16 protein-coding genes are annotated in these 20,351 nt (G+C 39.4%); 4 read left to right on the top strand and 12 right to left on the bottom strand.

The features are described 5' to 3' along the window. The first annotated feature begins 42 nt into the window (after positions 1-42). Together ACZ5R4_RS18895 and ACZ5R4_RS18890 are read left to right on the top strand one after the other, a co-directional pair. Positions 43-276, top strand: a complete 234-nt coding sequence (locus ACZ5R4_RS18895; protein WP_109983776.1) for a ferredoxin — start codon at positions 43-45, stop codon at positions 274-276. A 16-nt stretch (positions 277-292) separates the two neighbouring features. Then, positions 293-1,525, top strand: a complete 1,233-nt coding sequence (locus ACZ5R4_RS18890; protein WP_464367819.1) for a cytochrome P450 — start codon at positions 293-295, stop codon at positions 1,523-1,525. A gap of 23 nt (positions 1,526-1,548) precedes the next feature. Here ACZ5R4_RS18890 and ACZ5R4_RS18885 read toward each other — a convergent pair whose 3' ends face one another. The 10 genes from ACZ5R4_RS18885 to ACZ5R4_RS18840 form a co-directional block, all read right to left on the bottom strand. After that, positions 1,549-2,445, bottom strand: coding sequence for a TetR/AcrR family transcriptional regulator (locus ACZ5R4_RS18885; RefSeq protein ID WP_464367818.1), 897 nt, complete (start codon positions 2,443-2,445; stop codon positions 1,549-1,551). A gap of 31 nt (positions 2,446-2,476) precedes the next feature. After that, positions 2,477-3,805, bottom strand: a complete 1,329-nt coding sequence (locus tag ACZ5R4_RS18880) for a CoA-disulfide reductase (RefSeq protein WP_464367817.1) — start codon at positions 3,803-3,805, stop codon at positions 2,477-2,479. A 16-nt stretch (positions 3,806-3,821) separates the two neighbouring features. After that, on the bottom strand, positions 3,822-3,953 hold the full coding sequence (locus tag ACZ5R4_RS18875) for a hypothetical protein (RefSeq protein ID WP_277679743.1): 132 nt from the start codon (positions 3,951-3,953) through the stop codon (positions 3,822-3,824). 864 nt (positions 3,954-4,817) lie between these two features. Next, positions 4,818-6,830, bottom strand: a complete 2,013-nt coding sequence (locus ACZ5R4_RS18870; RefSeq protein ID WP_464367816.1) for a bifunctional metallophosphatase/5'-nucleotidase — start codon at positions 6,828-6,830, stop codon at positions 4,818-4,820. Between the two features lie 389 nt (positions 6,831-7,219). After that, positions 7,220-8,533 (bottom strand): TRAP transporter large permease, encoded by a 1,314-nt coding sequence (locus tag ACZ5R4_RS18865; RefSeq protein ID WP_109983781.1) that lies wholly within the window; start codon positions 8,531-8,533, stop codon positions 7,220-7,222. 24 nt (positions 8,534-8,557) lie between these two features. Continuing rightward, a complete protein-coding gene (locus ACZ5R4_RS18860; RefSeq protein ID WP_109983782.1) occupies positions 8,558-9,043 on the bottom strand; it encodes a TRAP transporter small permease in 486 nt (161 codons plus the stop codon). Between the two features lie 16 nt (positions 9,044-9,059). After that, complete coding sequence (locus ACZ5R4_RS18855; protein WP_109983783.1) at positions 9,060-10,085, bottom strand: TRAP transporter substrate-binding protein; 1,026 nt, start codon at positions 10,083-10,085, stop codon at positions 9,060-9,062. Between the two features lie 15 nt (positions 10,086-10,100). After that, on the bottom strand, positions 10,101-11,078 hold the full coding sequence (locus ACZ5R4_RS18850; RefSeq protein WP_054861027.1) for an NAD(P)-dependent oxidoreductase: 978 nt from the start codon (positions 11,076-11,078) through the stop codon (positions 10,101-10,103). Between the two features lie 55 nt (positions 11,079-11,133). Then, positions 11,134-12,138: a LacI family DNA-binding transcriptional regulator gene (locus ACZ5R4_RS18845; protein ID WP_109983785.1), complete on the bottom strand. Its 1,005-nt coding sequence runs from the start codon at positions 12,136-12,138 to the stop codon at positions 11,134-11,136. A gap of 165 nt (positions 12,139-12,303) precedes the next feature. Further along, positions 12,304-12,945 (bottom strand): spore coat protein, encoded by a 642-nt coding sequence (locus tag ACZ5R4_RS18840; RefSeq protein ID WP_054788670.1) that lies wholly within the window; start codon positions 12,943-12,945, stop codon positions 12,304-12,306. Between the two features lie 171 nt (positions 12,946-13,116). On the opposite strand from ACZ5R4_RS18840, the gene ACZ5R4_RS18835 reads away from it, so the two are divergent. Next, positions 13,117-14,103 (top strand): diaminopimelate dehydrogenase, encoded by a 987-nt coding sequence (locus tag ACZ5R4_RS18835; protein WP_464367815.1) that lies wholly within the window; start codon positions 13,117-13,119, stop codon positions 14,101-14,103. Between the two features lie 54 nt (positions 14,104-14,157). On the opposite strand, the gene ACZ5R4_RS18830 is transcribed toward ACZ5R4_RS18835, so the two are convergent. Beyond that, entirely contained in the window at positions 14,158-14,418 is a 261-nt protein-coding gene (locus ACZ5R4_RS18830) for a metal-sensitive transcriptional regulator (protein WP_054788671.1), read from the bottom strand. Between the two features lie 298 nt (positions 14,419-14,716). Between ACZ5R4_RS18830 and ACZ5R4_RS18825 the strand changes: the two genes are divergently transcribed. After that, positions 14,717-19,489: a hypothetical protein gene (locus tag ACZ5R4_RS18825; RefSeq protein WP_464367814.1), complete on the top strand. Its 4,773-nt coding sequence runs from the start codon at positions 14,717-14,719 to the stop codon at positions 19,487-19,489. Between the two features lie 218 nt (positions 19,490-19,707). Here the strand turns inward: ACZ5R4_RS18825 and ACZ5R4_RS18820 are convergent, their stop codons facing one another. Then, entirely contained in the window at positions 19,708-20,292 is a 585-nt protein-coding gene (locus tag ACZ5R4_RS18820) for a TetR-like C-terminal domain-containing protein (RefSeq protein ID WP_054861021.1), read from the bottom strand. Positions 20,293-20,351 lie beyond the last annotated feature (59 nt).

The following is a 20,351-nucleotide window of genomic DNA, read 5'->3' as shown; positions in this document are numbered from 1 at the left end:
CATAAAACTAATTGGTCACTTTAGTTGATGGGAGGTTTTAAATTGCCAACATATGCAGTGGTGGATAAGGAGACTTGTATTGGCTGTGGAAATTGTGAAGGAATAGCTCCAGATGTATTTGATTTTGACGATGAGGGATTAGCATTTGTTAAGCTTGATAACAACCAAGGCAAAAAGCAGATTCCAACCGATCATATGGAGGATCTAATCGAAGCTACAGGGTTATGCCCAACAGATTCTGTAAAGTTGTCCGAGCTACCATTTAATCAAAAATAGAAGGGAGTTACCTTATATGGCAGTGGAAGTCATTTCATTAAAGGAAATCACCAAATTCCAATCACGTGCGGAGGAGTTTTTTCCAATCAAATGGTACCAAGAAATGCTAGAAAATTCCCCTGTTTATTATGATGAGGTAACAAACACCTGGCATGTTTTTAAGCACAAGGATGTATTAGAGGTACTTACGAATTATGAGTATTTTTCAAGTGTCGGTACGAGAACGACGATTCCTGTTGGTGCGGATAACAAAGAAGGTTCATTACCAGAAAAAACAAATATCAATTTCGTTGACCCACCTGATCATCGAAAAAGACGCTCCTTATTATCTGCCGCATTCACACCAAGAAGTTTAAAAAATTGGGAACCTCAAATCCAACAAATTACAGATGAGCTAGTCGATCAGATGAAAACGAAGTCTACTGTTGATTTGGTTAATGATCTGGCTGCTCCTTTACCTAGCATCGTCATCACTGATTTATTCGGTATTCCCATTCATGATAGAATGCAATTTAAAGAATGGGTCGACATCCTTTTTCAGCCGATTGATACAACCAAAAAAGCGGAAAGTGAATGGAAGAAGCAAGAAGCAGCAAAAGCATATTATCAATACCTTTATCCTATTGTCGTCAGCAAAAGAGAAAATTTAGCCGATGATATAATCTCTGATCTGATCAGAGCAGAAGTTGACGGAGAAAGGTTTACAGATGATGAGATTATTAGAACCACCATGTTGCTTTTAGGGGCAGGTGTAGAAACAACGAGCCATTTACTTGCCAATACCTTCTACTCGCTACTTTATGATGATACTTCTGTTTATCAGGAATTAAGAGAGAACCTGGATCTTGTTCCGAAGGCAGTTGAAGAAATGCTCCGATATCGTTTTCACTCTTCCAAAAGAGATCGTACAGTAAAGAAGGACAATCATTTATTAGGTCATGATTTAAAAAAAGGAGATGTTGTCGTTGCATGGATGAGTGCAGCGAATTTGGATGGAGATGTATTTGAAAATCCTTTTACATTAGATATTCACAGACCGAACAATGTAAAGCATCTAACCTTTGGTAAGGGTCCCCATTTCTGTTTAGGTGCACCACTTGCTCGATTAGAAGCAAAAATTGCATTAACGACCTTTTTACAGGCATTTAGTCGGATCGAAGCGATTCCGACCTTTGACCTAGAGAAAAATTTAACAGATTCCGCAACGGGACAATCTTTACTATATTTACCTGCTAGGATATATTCATAAATTAGATGGGAAGGGCCAAATATTTATTTGGCTCTTTTCTCTAATTGTAGGTTTTCTTCTAGCTTTAATCTCGTAGCTTCGATTTCCGTAATATCACCAAGGTTATGTAGCATGCCTCTTAAGATAACCGATCTTGGCTGCATACTAATTAATTCTTGTTCCATAATGGCTAAGGTTTCGATTGCTTCGGCTCGCTTTTCGCTTGATATGGCTAAGCTGTTCAATTCTTGCTTTAATTGTTTGATCAAATGAAGCGGGTGTTCTTTTTCTTCTACATTTTCTTGTAAATATAAGGACCATAAATTCTCGTTGATGAGCGGTTCATCGTTATTTGCCAGCATGCCCTTGAGAATATAATCGATTTGTGTAAAAAGTTTATGAACGATTTTATGAACATCCAACGGGAAATGCTTCCAATAGATTAACTCGATATACTGTCTTATCATTCCCATTAATAAAAAGGCACCATCTGATACAAATGGTTGGATTTTGTCCCCATATATTCTCAATAAATACTGCTCTGTCCATTTAATTTGAGCGATATTTTGCTGATGTAAATATGGAGAAATTTTATTAGATGCTAATTCAAAAAGATCTCGACTTTGTAACCGATAAAACTCATGATGGTTCATATAGTGTCTGATTTTTATTTCGAGCTCCTTCCTGAATTTTTCAGTGGTCGTGAGCGTCGCATCTAATTCGACCTGAGCAATTTCATCCTCGATACTTTGGAAATAATGCTGAAGGATGTTCAATAGCAGGTCTTCTTTTGATTTAAAGTACACATATAAGCTACCCTTTGACACACCACAAACATCCGCCACTTCCTGCATCGAGATTCGATGATAGTTTTTCGTTGAAAAAAGCTTCCTTGCTGTGATTAGTATGTGCTTTTCCTTGTCGGCATCTTTTCGTCTCATTTTTAAAGCCTCCACTTAAACTCAAAGCCTGTTATATTTTTCTTGCCATTTGCTGTAATGGATCCCACACACCATTATAAGGTGGTGCATAGGCAAGATCTAGATCGAGTAGCTGTTTGACTGTCATTTTATTATATAAAGCTGTTGCTAAAACATCAATGCGTTTATCGACACCTTTTTTACCAATCACTTGTCCACCAAGTAAGGCATAGCTGTTTTTATCATAGATAAGCTTGATATGTAGGGTTTCCCCATCAGGGTAATATCCTGCTTGATTGTTTGCCTCTAACACTTCCACAGCATAGGGAAGCTTTAAATGGTTTGCTTCTTTTTCTGTTAATCCTGTGCGGCCTAGAGTCAGGTCAAAAAACTTTATGATGGATGTTCCGACAATTCCTTTAAATGTCAACGGATTTCCGGCCATATTTGCACCAGCAATTCGTCCTTGCTTATTAGCAGTTGTTCCAAGCGGAATGTGGTCATCTAATTGCTTCACGCGATGATACTGTATAGCACAATCGCCCGCTGCATATATATGAGGGATGGAGGTCTGCATATAGGCATTTACATGAATCGCCCCTTGTGCGTTCATATGAATGGCAGAATTTTGTAAAAAATCGGTATTTGGTTTCGCACCAACGCTTAAGAGCACTAAGTCAGTGGAATAGCTCCCTTTATTGGTAATGACGGTATTCACTCTTTTGTCTCCAGAAAAACCTTCTACTTCCTCACCTAGTATTAAGGAAATTTGGTGCTTTTCTGCCTCTTGATGGATAATCGTTGCCATATCCAGATCAAAGATTGTTGCTAGCTGATCGCTACGTTGGATGAGTGTCACGTTCTTACCAAGCGAATGAAAGCTTTCTGCCATTTCTAAACCGACATACCCTCCTCCAACGATAGTTACATTCTTAATTTTGTTATTTAAATCTTGGAGTATGGCTTTTGTGTCTATTAATGTCTTTAATGGATGTATTCCATCAAGCTCTATCCCCTTCCAATTAGGGAGAACGGGATCAGATCCTGTCGCAATCAGTAAACGATCATAGTCTATTTCAAAGGCCGTGCCTGTCTTTAGTTGAACTCCATATACTTTTTTCTTTTTTTCATCAACATGGATTACTTCTGTAAAAGTTCTAGCATCTATCCCATATTTCTCTCTAAAGGTTTCCACAGTTCTTGCAATCACCTTATCTATATCTGGTACGACGCCATTAATAACATATGGCAGTCCACATTGCCCATACGAATAATCCTGCCCACGTTCTAATACCGTAATCTTAGCTTTCGAATCTGTCCGCGTGATTTCCATTGCAGCACTCATCCCTGCAGCAACTCCACCAATAATGACATATCGCATCAAGCGTGCCCCCTTTTTAATTTTCCAGTAATTCTTCACTACAGGATGGACAGAGGAGCTTATTATTTTCATTGGTTCCATCTAAAAACCCATCCCTACAATATACCGTCTCTCCACATGCCAAGCATTCGCCTACGATCTCTTCCAAGATATTGTCCCTCCGTTCTTTAAAAGATATTTTTAAAGATTGTAGCATATTTGTTTTGTTTATCCTAATGGAGAGATGAAGGTGGTTGGAGATTTTGGGAGTGGGCGAGCTTTTGGAGCTATTGTTTATTTTTGCGAGCGGTGTGGATTTTTTTGCAGTTGCTGCTTTATTTTTGCGAGTAGAGCGACTTTTTTTGCAACTGCTGCTTTATTTTTGCGAGTAGAGCGACTTTTTTTGCAGCTGCTACTTTATTTTTGCGAGTAGAGCGACTTTTTTTGCAACTGCTGCTTTATTTTTGCGAGTAGAGCGACTTTTTTTGCAACTGCTGCTTTATTTTTGCGAGTAGAGCGACTTTTTTTGCAGCTGCTACTTTATTTTTGCGAGTAGAGCGACTTTTTTTGCAACTGCTGCTTTATTTTTGCGAGTAGAGCGACTTTTTTGCAACTGCTGCTTTATTTTTGCGAGTGGAGTGGATTTTTTTGCAGCTGCTGCTTTATTTTTGCGAGTAGAGCGACTTTTTTTGCAACTGCTGCTTTATTTTTGCGAGTAGAGCGACTTTTTTTGCAACTGCTGCTTTATTTTTGCGAGTAGAGCGACTTTTTTTGCAACTGCTGCTTTATTTTTGCGAGTAGAGCGACTTTTTTTGCAACTGCTGCTTTATTTTTGCGAGTAGAGCGACTTTTTTTGCAACTGCTGCTTTATTTTTGCGAGTAGAGCGACTTTTTTTTGCAACTGCTGCTTTATTTTTGCGAGTGGAGCGACTTTTTTTGCAGCTGCTGCTTTATTTTTGCGAGTAGAGCGACTTTTTTTGCAACTAATAAAAAACGAAGGGAGCATATCACTTTAGCCCTTCGCTTTTTTCTATTAATTCACGATCTTGAATTTCTTAAATAATAACACACATATCCCTATAAATAACAACAGGCCACCTATTAGAAGAAAGGTGAAAAGATTGGTTGCTGTATTGGGAAGTGAATTTCCTTCGTTTTGATTCTGATGATGATCCTCTATTTTCTGTTCCTTTTCGCTTTGGTCATTTTCTAGCTTTTCTGACTCTTTTTCATTAGAGGGATTATTAGTTGATTGATTGTCATTCCCGTCATTTCCATCTTTCTCAGGTGCTTCTTCCTTTTGTTCATCACTAGAATCTCCGTCCTGTTCGTTATTAGGCTCCTCTTTATTTGGATCCTCCTCCGGTTCTTTTGGTAACTCCGGTTGCTCTGGTTCTTCTCCTTGAAGATCAATAATTCGACCTTCTATCACAGGGTCAACCTGCCCATTTAGATCCTCGGCCATATAGTCGCGTAGTTGCTCCCAGTCGATTTCGCCAATATCTTTTACTCGACCTTCCTCATATGCTTTGGCGAATACCTCAAAGCCGTCTCCACCTTTTCCTGTAAAATTATTCGTAGTGACAGAGTAGATCTGATCTTCGGCTATTTTTTGATATTCTCCGTTTCTTGCTATTTCCATTGAAATGACACGAGATCCCTCATTCTCCCCACTGTCATAAGTGAACCTCATACCTGCAATTTGTAAAAATCCACCGCTCTCTTTTGGTGCTTGACTTACACTATGTTCGAGTATTTGTTTTATTTCTTGACCAGTTAACTGTGCTACGACAGGGTCGTTTCCGAAGGGGAGGACCGCCATTACTTCCCCAACTGTAATAGGGCCTTTATCAATAGCTGCTCGAATTCCCCCACCATTTTGCATGGCAATGACAACACTTGGATCCTTTTCTTTCGCCTTTGCTAGCATCGCATCTGTAATTAAATTTCCTAATTCTGTTTCATTGGCACGAACACTAACTTCACTATCACTAAGACGTGGATTTAACAAAGGTTTTGCTGCAACGGCACCTGTCTCTTGATCAATGATTTTGTCTACTTCCTTTTTGTATGGGGCTAGAATTTTGCTGGCATCCTCATTTGGTTCTTTTTCCGTGACATCGATTAATTGGCCTGCACTTTCAGTTACAACCCCATTTTCATTAAACTGCACATCGAGTCTTCCTAAGAGTTGAGCATATTGATATGCTTGCACGATAACCGTTGGGTCCTTGTCCGCTCCATTTTCATCCTTTTCGACAACTACCGGTTCTTCTAATTTTGAATGGGAATGTCCACCGACAATTACATCAATCCCATCGACATATTTTGACAATTGCAAGTCATTTCCCATGTCGGGGTTACTATCATAACCAATATGGTTCACTGCAATAATTTTATCAATACCCAATTCACTAAATTGATCCACTGCTCGCTGTGCTTCTTCTATATAGGACAAAAATTCTACATTGACTGGACTGGAAATATTCGCTGTATCCTCTGTGGTAAGTCCAAATATACCGACTTTTTCGCCATCGACTTCCTTAATGATTCCATCATAGACCATTCCACTTTCGGCAGATTCTATAAATCCATCATTGACGATCCCAGACATATATGGATCATTTGAAAAATCAACATTTGTGCCTAGTAATGGGAAATTAGCAGCTTGGACAAATTCCTCTAAGGATTGATGACCATCCTCGCTTGAACCGAGGTCAAACTCATGATTTCCAAATACCATGGCGTCAAAGCCCATCATATTTAATAAAGCTAAATCGGCCTTTCCTTTATACTGATTAAAGTATAGTGTTCCTGAAAATACATCTCCACCATGAAATAAAAGTGCCTCTGGTTCCTCTGCACGCACCTCGTTAATAGCTGTAAGCATTCTTGGTAACGGCTCTACATGTGCATGTGTATCATTCATATGCATGATCGTTAGCGAAAAATTCTCATTATCGCCTTCTGCTGCAAGGATACTAGTTGGTAAAATTAAAGAACTCGTGAGTAGAATAATAGTTAAGAGCTTGAATGAAAATCTCAATTGGCTACCTCCTTTTAGATTAGATTAATAGAATACGCTAGGACTTCTCCCATCATTGTAGAAATCCACTATTAACTAATCATTAAAAATATGTAAAAATTATGTAAAACTACTAATAGTTATAACATATTTCGGCAGGATTTTGGTAGTGTTTTCATTAATTTTATTGGGAATAGTTAGGATAGGTATCTTGGTGATCTCATGTGCGGATCGAGAGATTACCTCGATATAACTATTTATCTTGGTTATTTCACCAGCTCTCCGTACGAAAACCAAAATAAAAAAATATATCTTAGTTATCTCGCGAGCATCCTTCGAGATAACCAAGATATAAGCTCAAAGACTAGCAGATTTTTATCATTCAATGAGAGAGGAAAGCAACCACTCTATCAATTCCCTGAAACTAATCCAAATAATTCAGGTAGCCATAAGGACACGGCGGGAACAAAGGTGACGATTAATAAAACACCTACAATGACGAAAAAGAAAGGCATGATTGGCTTTACCACGCTTTCGATTTTTAGTTTGGCGACTCTTACTCCAATAAACAGAACGGGTCCGACTGGTGGGGTGATCGTCCCGATACTCACATTTAATACCATCATTACCCCAAAATGAACAGGATCCATACCTAATTCCATGGCGATTGGGAGAAAGATTGGAGTGAAGATTAATACAGCGGGGGTCGGATCCATTAATGCGCCAATTATGAGTAGGATAAGATTCATAATTAACAGTATGATGATCGTATTATCTGAAATGGATAATAACAAATCAGAGATGAGTCCAGGTATATTCGTAAAAGACATCACCCATGCCATAATGCTAGAAACCCCTATTAGGAAAACGACAATCGAGGTAATTTTTGTTGCCTCTAGCAAAATTCGGGGTAAATCTTTGATTTTAATTGCTTTATAAATAAAAGATAGAATAAAGGAATAGACAACGGCAATGGCAGATCCTTCTGTTGCGGTAAAAATACCGCCAACAATCCCGCCAATTACGATGACGATGAGAAGTAGGCTCGGTATCGCATCGAGAATCACGAACAGCTTCTCTTTTAATCCTAGTGATAAATGGGAAGTATATTTGCGATGCCTTGCAATGAAAAAGGCGACAAGCATACAACCAAGTCCCCAGAGAATCCCAGGGATATATCCTGCCAAAAATAAGGCGGCGATCGACGTACCACCACTAGCTAAGGAATAAACGATCATAATATTACTCGGTGGAATAAGCATCCCTGTAGGTGCTGATGATATATTAACAGATGCACTGAATTCGGTACTATATCCTTCTTTTTTTTGCATTGGTGTCATGGTGGTACCAACCGCAGCGGCTGCAGCTACTGCAGAGCCGCTGATCGAACCGAAAAGCATATTCGCAATGGTATTCGTGTGCGCCAATGAGCCTGGCATTTTTCCTGCGAGGACTCGTGCACAATGAATCAGCCTTGAAGCAATCCCGCCATTATTCATGATCACACCTGCGAGGATAAAAAAGGGAATTGCTAACAGGGTGAAGGAATTCATTCCAGTGAACATCCGCTGGGCAGAGGACAAAAGCGCATCCTGAAAAAATAGAATATAGAGCATGGAAATCAGTGATGCGATTCCAACACTAATACTAATAGGTACCCCTATGATCAGACAAAACAAAATCCCTATTGCTAAGATCAAGCCAACTACTACTGCTATATCCATGCAAACCCCTCCTTGCCTCCATGATTATTCTGTTTTAACCTTTTTTCGTGTTTGGACTGTTTGATAGATGTTATACGTGCAATAGAATAAAATACACAAGCCACTCACTGGCATGACAGCATAAAGATAGCCAATTGGAATTTGTAAGGAAGCATTCATCTGTGTCCAAGCAAGCTCTGCAGCAATAAACCCACCGATAAGTAGCACAAATAAGGCAAATACCATATTCAGTGCCTCAATCACTATTTCATTTACAGCTTTCAATCCTTGTGGGAATTTATCCTTCACCACTTCCACTGCCATATGTCCTTTCTCCCCGAATACAATGGCTGATCCAAACATCACAAGCCAGACGAAGCAATATTTTGCTAATTCCTCAGAGACGACACTTGGGTTATTTAAAATAAACCTAGTTATCACCTGCCATGTCACAAGTAATACGAGAAAGGCAAACAAAGTAATACAAATAGCGGAAAGCGCTTGATCCAGTCGTTTTTTTACTGCATCCATTTCATCACCTCATTTATTACTCTAGCTTTTGCATTTTTTCATAGATTTCCTTTGCCTTCTCAGAGGTTAATTTTTCTTCGATTAGAGGTCTTACTGCATCTTGAAATACCTTCACATCAACTTCATTAAACTGTGCTCCCGCTTCCTCGGCCGCTTTTTTTGCTTGATCGACATCTTCTTCAAATAGATCATATTCTAAGTCGATGGCATTCGCTAATTCCTCTCGAAAAATAGCTTGATGCTCTTCTGACATTCCTTTAAAAAGATCTGCATTGATAAGCAAGTAATCAGGTAACATCACATGCTGGGTATAGCTATAATACGGGGCAACCTCGACATGTTTGAGATCATTGTAGACAAGCTCATTATTTTCCGCGCCATCGAGCACACCTGATTGAATCGCCGTATACACTTCCCCCTGCCCCATTGGTGTTCCGACACCGCCCATTTTCTCCATCATTTGCACATTTGTATCACTTTCCATGACACGTATTTTCATTCCTGCCAAATCCTCAGGTGTTTCTATCGGAGACTGGCTATTATAGACATTTCTTACGCCTCCATGAAATGCTCCAAGGACGATCATCCCTTGATCCTCCACAGAGTGGTATAAATCTCCTACGATATCTTCATTATTGATAACGGATTTCTGATGTTCCTTGGAATCAAATACATATGGCAAATTAAACACGACGAAATCTTCATTGAAGTTCTCCATTAAACTTCCACCTACGATAGACATCGCAATCGTTCCAGATTGGACAAGTTCTATCGTTTCACGCTGGGCTCCTAACAATTCGTTTGGTGATATCTCTACTTCATATTTTCCATCTGTTCGTTCCTTCAACTTCTCCCCAAACTCCTCCATTGCTTTAAATTGAGGATGATTCTCTGGCTGGTTGAAGGCTACCTTCAGTACGGTTGCTCCGGACGACTCTTCCCCTTCATTCTCTGTTGTATCCGCCGCTTTCCCACAGGCAGAAAGGAACACAATTAGGAAAACGCTTACTAAAATGACGGAAATATAAGACAATCTTTTCATTTTGAAACACCCCTTTTATTCTCGCATCCTACCATTAGTTACATGATTAACAGGATAAGACACTAGCTTTTCTTTCTTAAAACGAACGACTTCTCTGGCAACCTTATATTTTAACTCATATGCTGCTTGCTCGGAATACCAAGCCATATGAGGTGTTAGAATAATGTTTGCAGAATTTCGTAACGGTGAATCAATATCCAGTGGTTCTATTTCCGTAACATCGAGTGCAGCTCCTGCCAGCCACTTTTGAGTAATAGCATGAGCCAGTGCCTCCTCATCGACAATGCCACCACGTGAGACATTGATTAAATAACTCGTTTTCTTCATTTTTCTTAATTGTTCTCTTCCAATCAGATGATAGGCATCCTCTAATGGACAATGGATACTAATGACATCTGCTGTTTCTAGTAATGCATCAAGCTCTACTATTTCGATAAATGGTAGGACTAGTTCGTCCCTTTTGTACTGATATTTAGGATCATAGGCGATAACTCGAGAGCCGAGGGCATGGACTCTTTCCGCAAAGGTACTACCAATTCGGCCTAATCCGATAACACCAACCGTTTGATCACGATGACGATAAATGGGAATGCTTTCCCGATAGTCCCAATTACCGTTTATAACAGAAGCATTCATATGCATGATTTTTCTTGATAGATTGAGCATTAAGGCAAGGGCATGATCTGCCACTTCCTCTACTCCATAATCAGGAATATTGCAAACCTGGATTCCATATCTAGTCGCAGCATCAACATCAATATTATTGACACCAACCCCATACCGGACGATAAGCTGAAGCTTTGGTAGATGACGAAAAACCTTTTCTGTCATTGGTGCATATTGGTTCATGATTATTTCTGCTTGTTGACAGCTAGCGATCACATCCTCTTCTGTTTTGCATTGCTGCATTTCAAACTCAATTACTGCTTCTCGGAAAATTTCTGTTTCGATATCGATATGGTCATGGTCACAATCGGTAATCATCACCTTCATGTTTCTCCCCCCTTTTATTCAGTTATTTTAAAAATGGTCGACCACCCTCCTAAGCTTAAACAGAATCCCTCCTCATAATTTTTGGCTCAAAACGGTAGACAATCCCTTCCCGTCTTTTCGTAATGTTGCTAATTTTCTCTAACAATAATTCGGCTGCCTTTTTTCCCATCGCAAAAGCTGGTTGAGCAATCGTCGTTAATGCAGGATTATAGACACTGGCAAAGGTTACATCATCAATGCCAATAATCGCCAAATCCTTTGGAATCTGTAGCTGGTTTTCTTTCATATAATGAAGGATTTCGACTAATACTAAATCGTTTAAAGCAAGCATCGCATCTGGGGGCTCCCTAAGAGCTAGCATTTTCCTTAAGTGATCTCGGACATTAGTCGTTTCTACATTGGCGATATATTCTGGCCTTAAGGATAGACCATTTTCTGTGATAGTCTGCTTGTAGCCAGTGGTTCTCTCCATCCTTGGTGTTATATTTGGTAACAATGGTGGGGAGATCATAGCAATTCTCTGATATCCCTGCATCAAAAACGTTTGAATCGCTAATTTGCTTGCCTTTTCATTATCTAGTAGCACTGTATCAATTCCGACCCCTGAGACCATTCGATCAATAAAAACCGTGGGATAATTGGTCATTATCAATGTTTGATATAAGCTTTTGTTAGCACCTGTTGGAAACACGATAATGCCATCTACCTGTTTTGCTTGAAGCATTTCGATAAACTGCTTTTCCTTTCTGGGATCATCGTCTGCATTACAAGCAATGACATGAAAGTTTCTCTCACTACAATAATCCTGAATCGCCCGAATAATTTGTGTGGAAAACACATGCAAAATATTGGCTACAATCACCCCGATCGTGTTGGTCTTCTTCTGTTTTAAGCTTCTTGCTAAAAAATTTGGACTGTAATTTAATTCCTTGATCGCAGCTTCAATGCGCGCTTTCGTTTCCCCTCCCATGTAGTCATATCTTTCATTCAAGTATTGAGATACAGTACTTTTGGATACTCCTGCGTGCTTAGCTACATCTGTTATCGTTATTTTTTTCATATAAGGCTGGCACTCCTAAAGCTTGCATGATTACTAAATCGGTTTAGTATACATTTAGTAAGATTATAGATTTACGGAGGTGGTTTTAGAACAATTTTTATTAGAAAAATTGGCATATCCAAAAAAATATGGAACAAGAGGTATCCTCTTATTCCATATTTATGATTAATGCTGCATCCCTTGTTGTGGGGCTTTTCCATATTGTTGTAGCATCATACTTGTATCTTGAGCGCTAAGCTCAGGGACTTGATAGTAACCATTTTTGTTTTGATAGAGGAATAACTCATAGCTCATCTCAATCGCGTTTGGTACACTATCTGCAATCACTCTACGCAAAACTGGGTTGTTAATTTCTGCTGCTGCCATTGCTAATGCAGAAGCTGCAGATTTCGTATGACCTAACATAAAGGAAGAATAGCATTCATCCGTAAGCTCACTAACGGATTGTTTTGGTTGCTTCGGTTGTCCTGGATTCATGCCATACTTTACATCATTGCTTTCTTGCATCTTATATTGTTGTGTGGGTACTTGAGGATCTTGACCAGTATGGAAAGAATCTACAATGGTGTTATACATTTGTGTCATAAAAGCTGATTGACGTTGTAGAATGCTTTTCAATTGAGGATCTTGGATATTTTGATCATAAAGCTTGTACTGTTCTAAAATTCCAATTAAACAGCCAATCACTTCGTGTGCATCAAACAGCTCGTGCGCACCACGGTTTACATCCATTCCTTGGTTCGTCATATTTTGTGGCATTTGTGTACCACCTTGCATTTGATTTTGGTTTTGATTTTGCACAATCATTTACCTCCCATGTTTTAAAATTCACGTATATATTTTCCAATACTTAAACAAATATGTATGAAAAATATTGAAATTTCGATAAAAGATTTTCCGATAGTAAATTCGTCAATTGATTTCTCTAGGATAATTGCTTAAAGTAAAATAGAGAACATTGATTAAGGAGAAATGTAAATGGACAATAAGATTAGACTAGGGATCGTAGGTTACGGTAATTTAGGTAAAGGAGCAGTGGAAGCGATCAAGCAATCTCCTGATATGGAGTTAGTAGCCGTTTTTACTAGGAGAAATCCAGAAGCACTAGTTCTAAACGAGCCTGGTGTAAAGGTATTATCTATAAAAGATGCGGTTGAGTATCAAAAGGACATTGATGTCATGCTGCTTTGTGGAGGTTCAGCAACAGATTTACCGGAACAAACTCCCCATTTTGCTAGCATGTTCAATACAGTGGATAGCTATGATACCCATGCAAAAATCCCAGAATTTTACCAATCTGTTGATAAAGTTGCGACAGAGCATCACACAACAGCAATTATCTCTGTTGGCTGGGATCCGGGATTATTCTCGATTAATCGGGTAATGGCTGATGCAATTTTGCCTAATGGGGAGAATTATACCTTCTGGGGAAAGGGCTTAAGCCAAGGACATTCCGATGCGGTTAGAAGAGTGAGTGGTGTAAAAAATGGTGTCCAGTATACGATTCCGTCCGAGCAGGCAATAGAAAAAGTAAGAAGTGGCTCTAATCCGGAGCTAGCGACAGCGGAAAAGCACCTTCGTGTTTGCTATGTAGTGCCAGAGGAAGGTACAGATACTGGAGCAATCGAGCAGGAAATAAAAACAATGCCTCATTATTTTGCAGATTATGAAACTGAAGTCCACTTTATCACCGAAAAGGAGCTAAAACGCGATCACGCCAAAGCGCCACATGGTGGGTTTGTTATCCGTGGTGGGAATACAGGACAAGACAACAAGCAGATCTATGAGTTCTCCCTTCAGCTAGATAGTAATCCTGAGTTTACAGCAAGTGTATTAGTTGCTTATGCAAGAGCTGCTTTTAGGTTAAGCAAGGAGAAACAATATGGTGCCAAAACCGTTTATGATGTGACACTCGGACAGCTCTCGCCACGTTCTGCAGAAGAATTGAGAAAGGATTTTCTCTAATTCTCAATAAAAGACTGCCCTTGAGATAGTTCCAAGGGCAGTTTATCGTTAGCTTTATCGACTTTTCACCAATAGTTCTACTGCTTCCTTTACAAGCTTGTCTGTATCTTCTCCATTTTCGATACTGTCGCGTACACACTGCTCTAAGTTCATACTAACGATAAGACCAATCGTACGATCAACCGCACTTCTAGATGCAGATAATTGAGTGATAACATCGCGACAATCCTTTCCTTGCTCGATCATTGTTAAGACACCTTTGATCTGGCCCTCGATCCTTTTCAAACGATTGACCACAGATTTATTATATTCCATCATGACTCCCTCACTTTTTTCACATGGTTTGTTGCCCATATTATACTCTAAATAAGGCGCTGTTTGTAATAATTGTGTTTATACTCTATTCGACAAAACGTTCCATAGACATGACGAACAAAGTATGATATTTTTTTGTTATCGATATCACTATTAGTCATATGGGGAGGTGACGAATTATAGGCCTTACGTATTTAGCAAATGACAAATAGACATCTAGAGAAAACCCTTAAAAGAACATAGGGGTTTAATTTTTCACCTCTATTGAAAACGATTACAAATAGAAAGGTGTTATCAAATGTCAAAAACAAAATGGACCGCAATCGTTCTATTATTTATTATGCTATTGACCCTGCATTCCTACGATCGCTTATTTGCAGAGGAATTAGCTACACCACTGAAATTTGATTTTGGTTGTGAAACAAGCCCAACAATGGAAGAATATCTTCCCATCTCCAATAAATTATTATATGAGGCAGAAACAGGATACGGGTTAGATAAGGAAGTATCCTGCCGAGATCGTGGTGCTCCTGATGATTTAAGGAGAGATTTTACCAATGGAAAGGATTATTCCTTTATTGTTGATCTCCCCAATGGCGGTTACTTTGTCAAGATCATTTCTGGTGATCATATTGCTGCCAATAAGACCGATATCACAATTGAAGGGGAACAGCAGGATAGAATCGAGGCAACCACTAATCAATTTGCTGAAGAAATTTATCCAATAGAGGTCAAGGACCATCAATTAAACCTCACATTTGATGAGGATGGTCGAGTAAATAGTCTGGAAATTTATTCAACGAAGGAAACTAGTCCACCAGTATGGCCAGAGAATAGTGAGCTTATCTTGTCCAACATTACGGAAACTAGTGTCGACTTGAGCTGGACAATGCCAACAGATAATGTAGCGGTTACGCAATATCGAATATATCAGAATAATACATTGATCAAGGTGATTGACGCAGAGGCTACCGAAGCAGAACAAAATAAAATTTCCTATCATCTATCTGGTAGCGACCTAGATTTAACGAACACAGAGCTACGGATTGAGGCTGGAGATGCATCAGACAATTGGACAGAAAATGGACCAACTGCCCATACACAACGGATACCAGGGGAAATTAAAATCAATGGCCCGAATAAAATACAAGTATCGAATGAAGAAGGCAAGCAAATTTCGTATCAAGCTGAAGTGTCGGATCAGTTCGGCTTTGAGCTCTTAGAAGAAGGAGTAACCTGGGAGCTAGCTGGAAAAATTCCGAATAGCATTCGTCTTGATCAAAATGGCAAACTAACTATTGATTCTCCTCCCTCTTCCCCGTTAACGATGGTTTTAATAGCGATAAGCAAGTCAAACCCCGATGTAAAAATAGAGCAAGAAATTACGATTTATCGACCTGTAGAAGAAAGGATTATCATAATAGGCCCAAGAGGAATTGCCTTACCGGAGAAAGGAAAGAATACCTTTAGTTATCGTTCCCAGGTCATGGACCAATTTGGTGCGATCATACCAAATGCCGAGGTAAATTGGAGTATTGCTAGTAATTCGCCTAAAGGTGTAAAAATGAGTCGGGATGGGAAGCTAACGGTTTCTTCAAATGCCAAAGAACAATCCTTTATGATTCAAGTAACTTCCGCGAATGATAAAAAGCTTTTCCAGAAAGAAAAGCTTCACCTCACGACAAAGCACTATAAATATTTACCAATTGATGGCGGTTTTACGGTGGAAAATGGCGAAGAATCCTATAATCGCCCTTTATACGGCCCTCATCACTCTCCAAGAATCATCGCCTTAGTTGGGGATAAGCCTGATAGTTTGCTCTTCCAAAATAGAGGAAATAAGGATCAAGAGAAATTAGGTCACGTATTTTTTGGTTTAAAAAACGGGAAGTGGTTTGCTGACTTCGAATCAATTACCTCTCGATATGTTTACGGACATCAAGAATATGAGCTACGAGATCCATCTATTGATGGAACAATACGGTTAAGTTTTGTTCGCCCTACTGATTCGGAAGGATTACTTATCAAGGTTACTCTACCAGATGCCTATACAGATGATTTAGTGGTGGCCTCTGGTGGTCGTGATTATGGGAGCTATGGTTCCCAAGATTATGAGTCGATGAAATTCCATCCGGAAGATACAGAAGGAACCGAAGTAAGCATCGAAAATAATTATTTTTCCATTCGTGGTGGTGGTCCGACATTGTATGGGACAGCTAATATCCCTTTAGCCTTACAGAAGGGAGACGCATCCGTTTTTTCTCAAGGGCCTGACGCACTCCTTGAAAAAGAAACAGAAGCTCAGCCAATGGCAATTGGTACAACAGAAGGAAATTATGATAATCACATATATTTTAATATGACAACAGATGATATTGGGTCTCCTGAAATGGATGCCTATTTAACAGAGCCAGAAACCGTATTTGCAAAAAGCCTTGATTACTATAAGCAGCTTTCTCAATCGATAAAGTTGGATACACCTAATCCTTATTTGGATGCTGCACTTCCTGCTGCAAGCCTAGCTTTGGACGCCTCTTGGAGCAAACCAACCTTCATGCACGGTCCCATCAATTGGTTTGTCGCATTACCTGGATGGAGGTCTACTTATGGTGTTACCGCAGCAGGCTGGGAGGATCGAGCCTTTGAGAATGCCGAGGCCTATTTTGAAAAACAAGCATCCAATGGGAGAATACCATCTAAGCTAAATGGCGATTCCCATTACAATATGGGGGAAGTATTGGTCGATATGATGCTCTACAATTGGGAATGGACAGGGAATCTCGATATTTTTAAGAATGGTGGCTTTGATTTTATTGCCAAGCATTTAAGCTGGATGGATGAATACATGGAAACAGAGGATGAAGGATTATATGAAAGTCACCTCAATGCATGGAATACAGACAATAAATGGAACAATGGCGGAGGAGCGACTATCGCAAGTGTATACACCTGGCGTGCCAATAAAGAAATGGCTGCTATCGCTAAACAGTTAGGCAAGGACCCAACGATCTTTGAACAACGTACAAAACAAATCGAACAAGCGATGAAAGACAAGCTTTGGGTGGATGACATCGGCGTTTTTGGTGAATACAAGGATGTCTATGGCTTAAAAAGAGTGCATGCATCACCAGACCTCTCCAGTATTTATACACCAATCGATTTAGGATTCACCGATCCATTTGAAAGCTATCAAATGCTACAATTTTCAGAGAACCGTATAGAAAACGAGTTAGGGACTACTCCAAGAAATGGCCGTTTACCTTGGACTTCCAATTGGTTACCTAATGTCTATTCAAGTAGAGGTATCTACACAGCAGAAACGATCAATTTAATGCTCACCTATTATCGTCTAGGACTGACTGAGCAAGCGCGAGATCTACAGGCAGGCGTTGATGCAAACCTGTTTGCAGGACCAGGACCTGGTGTTCTTTCCTACATTCAGAATCAGGATGGATCTCAATCTGGGCACGTCGATTTTACCGATGTGACCTCGATGTATGTACGAACAGCTGTGGAAGGTCTATTCGGTATCAAGATGGATGTTCCAAATCAAAGGGCGACGATTCAGCCTGCGTTCCCTCAAGACTGGGAGTATGCCTCCATTGATACAGATTATTTAGCCTATGATTATCACAAAGATGGTGCAAAGGAAACAATGGTCATTCATAGCGAGAAATCATTAGCATACGATATTAGACTTATCGCCAAGGATACGAAGATTAAGTCCGTGAAGATAAATGGAAGCGCCGTGGATTATTCGCTCGAACCAGGGATTGGTCATCCTTGGCTGACCATAGAGACACCTGAGGGCAAAAAGGCGGAAGTGGAAATTACCTATCAGAATCCGAACAAGAAGCATATGCCGGAATTAAAGGCAAGCGCTGTCGGAGCTATCGATGAAGCATATCATTTTTCCATAAAAAAAGGCAAAATTGTTCGTCTCCATGATCCTCAAGGAATACTTGATAGAAAGCAGTCGTCGATAAAAAATTCAAAGGCATCGGTTGTCCTTAAAAATAAGCCTGGTGCCCATACGTTCTTTGTGCTCGTGGAATCTGGGGAAAGCGAGATGTGGTTACCTGTCAATCTCAACCTCAAGGAGCCATTAGAAATAGTGGATGGACAGTTAGTCATAAAAAATGACGAAGCATTTGCTCAATTTGCGATCGAAAATAATAGTCAGGAAAACATCAACCTGAAAGGGACAGCACAGATTGCTGGAACCGATTTTCCTTTACACAGGATGATAAAAGCAAATACAACATCTGATCTGGTAACATTTAAAATCGAAAACCCATCCATGCTGACACCTGGCGAGAATTTACTGACAATTTACGGAAACAACAAGCAAGAAATTAAGACAAATATCGTAAACTGGGAATTAGATGATCAACTATCTGGTGCTTATCACAATGCTTACCAAAGCCACTCTATTGATTTAAGTAGCCTAGTAAACCAGGATTTAGCTAATTTACATCAGAACAAATATACCCCACAGCCTGAGTTGTTTTATTGGGATAATATCCCGAGTACGGTAACGGAATATGGGCTAAATTGGTGGCAATATCGAGATGGTCAAGATAAAGTGAAACCGAGCCTAACGAAGCTTGATTATGAAGGGGACCATTTTAAATCAGATATGGGGATTCCATTTTTAATTACAAAAGGGAAGGAAAATGCTGTGTTTACTTCACTCTATGATAACTTCCCAGACAAGGTCGAAATTCCTGTGAACGTGACGGGGAATAAACTCTATTTCTTTCTGACAGTTGCTACCAATCACATGCAAAGTCGTATAGAAAATGCTAAGATCACGGTAAACCTTGAGGATGGTACGCAAGAAATATTACCACTTACGAACCCTGAAAATATAGATGATTGGTTAAAGGAAAATACCTCAAGTGCTTATGCACAAAGTGGATTTATCCAGGAGCTAGGTGACGGGGCACATGGTAACATTCTAAGTATCGACTTAGGCAAAGCCAAGGACATTGAAAGCGTGGAGCTTCAAACACTTAGTAATGAGGTTTTAGCAGGTCTTCTTGGATTAACAGTGCTCGAACAGAAATAAAAAATCTGCTACCATCAGTGGGGGTTTTCGCGCCCCCATTGATGGCTCTTCTTAATTTCTTCCTCCACGAGAATTGGACCTAGCTTTACTTCTTTTTTGTTCATTCGGTATCCTATCTCCATCCGTTCTCTTTTTCTTATGTGCGTTTGAATCCTTCGTCATCTTTACACCTCCAACCTTTTATTTTTTCTTTTCTAGCATAACCTCGATGTGTCAACTTATTCTATCTTGTCAAAGGTACTATTGATCGATAAGATGTGGAATAATTGTTGGTTCAGTTCTTCAATCGATGTCTTATATTGCTGCCGATGCCATTCCATTAAGATACCAAGGATCGCATTGGACTGATAGCTAATCAGATAATCTGTTTGGATATCGGATTGTATTTCATTATGATTTTCATGAAGCGAATCCTCCATAAAGGAACGAATCGTATCAAAAAGTAAATAATAATACATCATTGGAATATTCTCATCAAAAATAATTTGGTAAAAATCCTGATATTTCTTGACATGATCGAATATTTTGATCATATCTGCTTCAAGATTGTTAATATGGAAGTTCGTTTTATAATAAGGCTCTGAATAGGATAATCGAAAATCCTCGACAATTACTTCTAAATAGTGCTTGAAAACGCCATGCACATCCTTATAGTGAAGGTAAAAGGTACCTCGATTAATGTTTGCCAAGCGACATAGCTCTGCAATTGTAATAGCTTCTAAAGGCTTCTTTTTAAGTAATTGGAGTAAGGCATGCCGTAAACTTTCCTCTGTTTTGGTAATTCTTAAATCTTTTTTTCTCATTATTGAACAAATTCCTCCATAAATGTTTATTACTAGTCACATTCTGTATTTTTCGTTGT

The organism is Gracilibacillus sp. JCM 18860, from assembly GCF_055395245.1.
The sequence above is the reverse complement of the archived record's forward strand: the minus strand, read 5'-3'. Positions and strand labels throughout refer to the sequence as shown.

Bases quoted from the DNA above. Each gene is read 5' to 3' on its own strand.
- ACZ5R4_RS18855 (WP_109983783.1), bottom strand. From the start codon at position 10,085: ATGAAAAGATTGTCTTATATTTCCGTCATTTTAGTAAGCGTTTTCCTA.
- ACZ5R4_RS18885 (WP_464367818.1), bottom strand. From the start codon at position 2,445: ATGAGACGAAAAGATGCCGACAAGGAAAAGCACATACTAATCACAGCA.
- ACZ5R4_RS18845 (WP_109983785.1), bottom strand. From the start codon at position 12,138: ATGAAAAAAATAACGATAACAGATGTAGCTAAGCACGCAGGAGTATCC.
- ACZ5R4_RS18860 (WP_109983782.1), bottom strand. From the start codon at position 9,043: ATGGATGCAGTAAAAAAACGACTGGATCAAGCGCTTTCCGCTATTTGT.
- ACZ5R4_RS18850 (WP_054861027.1), bottom strand. From the start codon at position 11,078: ATGAAGGTGATGATTACCGATTGTGACCATGACCATATCGATATCGAA.
- ACZ5R4_RS18835 (WP_464367815.1), top strand. From the start codon at position 13,117: ATGGACAATAAGATTAGACTAGGGATCGTAGGTTACGGTAATTTAGGT.
- ACZ5R4_RS18880 (WP_464367817.1), bottom strand. From the start codon at position 3,805: ATGCGATATGTCATTATTGGTGGAGTTGCTGCAGGGATGAGTGCTGCA.
- ACZ5R4_RS18830 (WP_054788671.1), bottom strand. From the start codon at position 14,418: ATGGAATATAATAAATCTGTGGTCAATCGTTTGAAAAGGATCGAGGGC.
- ACZ5R4_RS18825 (WP_464367814.1), top strand. From the start codon at position 14,717: ATGTCAAAAACAAAATGGACCGCAATCGTTCTATTATTTATTATGCTA.
- ACZ5R4_RS18820 (WP_054861021.1), bottom strand. From the start codon at position 20,292: ATGAGAAAAAAAGATTTAAGAATTACCAAAACAGAGGAAAGTTTACGG.
- ACZ5R4_RS18865 (WP_109983781.1), bottom strand. From the start codon at position 8,533: ATGGATATAGCAGTAGTAGTTGGCTTGATCTTAGCAATAGGGATTTTG.
- ACZ5R4_RS18840 (WP_054788670.1), bottom strand. From the start codon at position 12,945: ATGATTGTGCAAAATCAAAACCAAAATCAAATGCAAGGTGGTACACAA.
- ACZ5R4_RS18890 (WP_464367819.1), top strand. From the start codon at position 293: ATGGCAGTGGAAGTCATTTCATTAAAGGAAATCACCAAATTCCAATCA.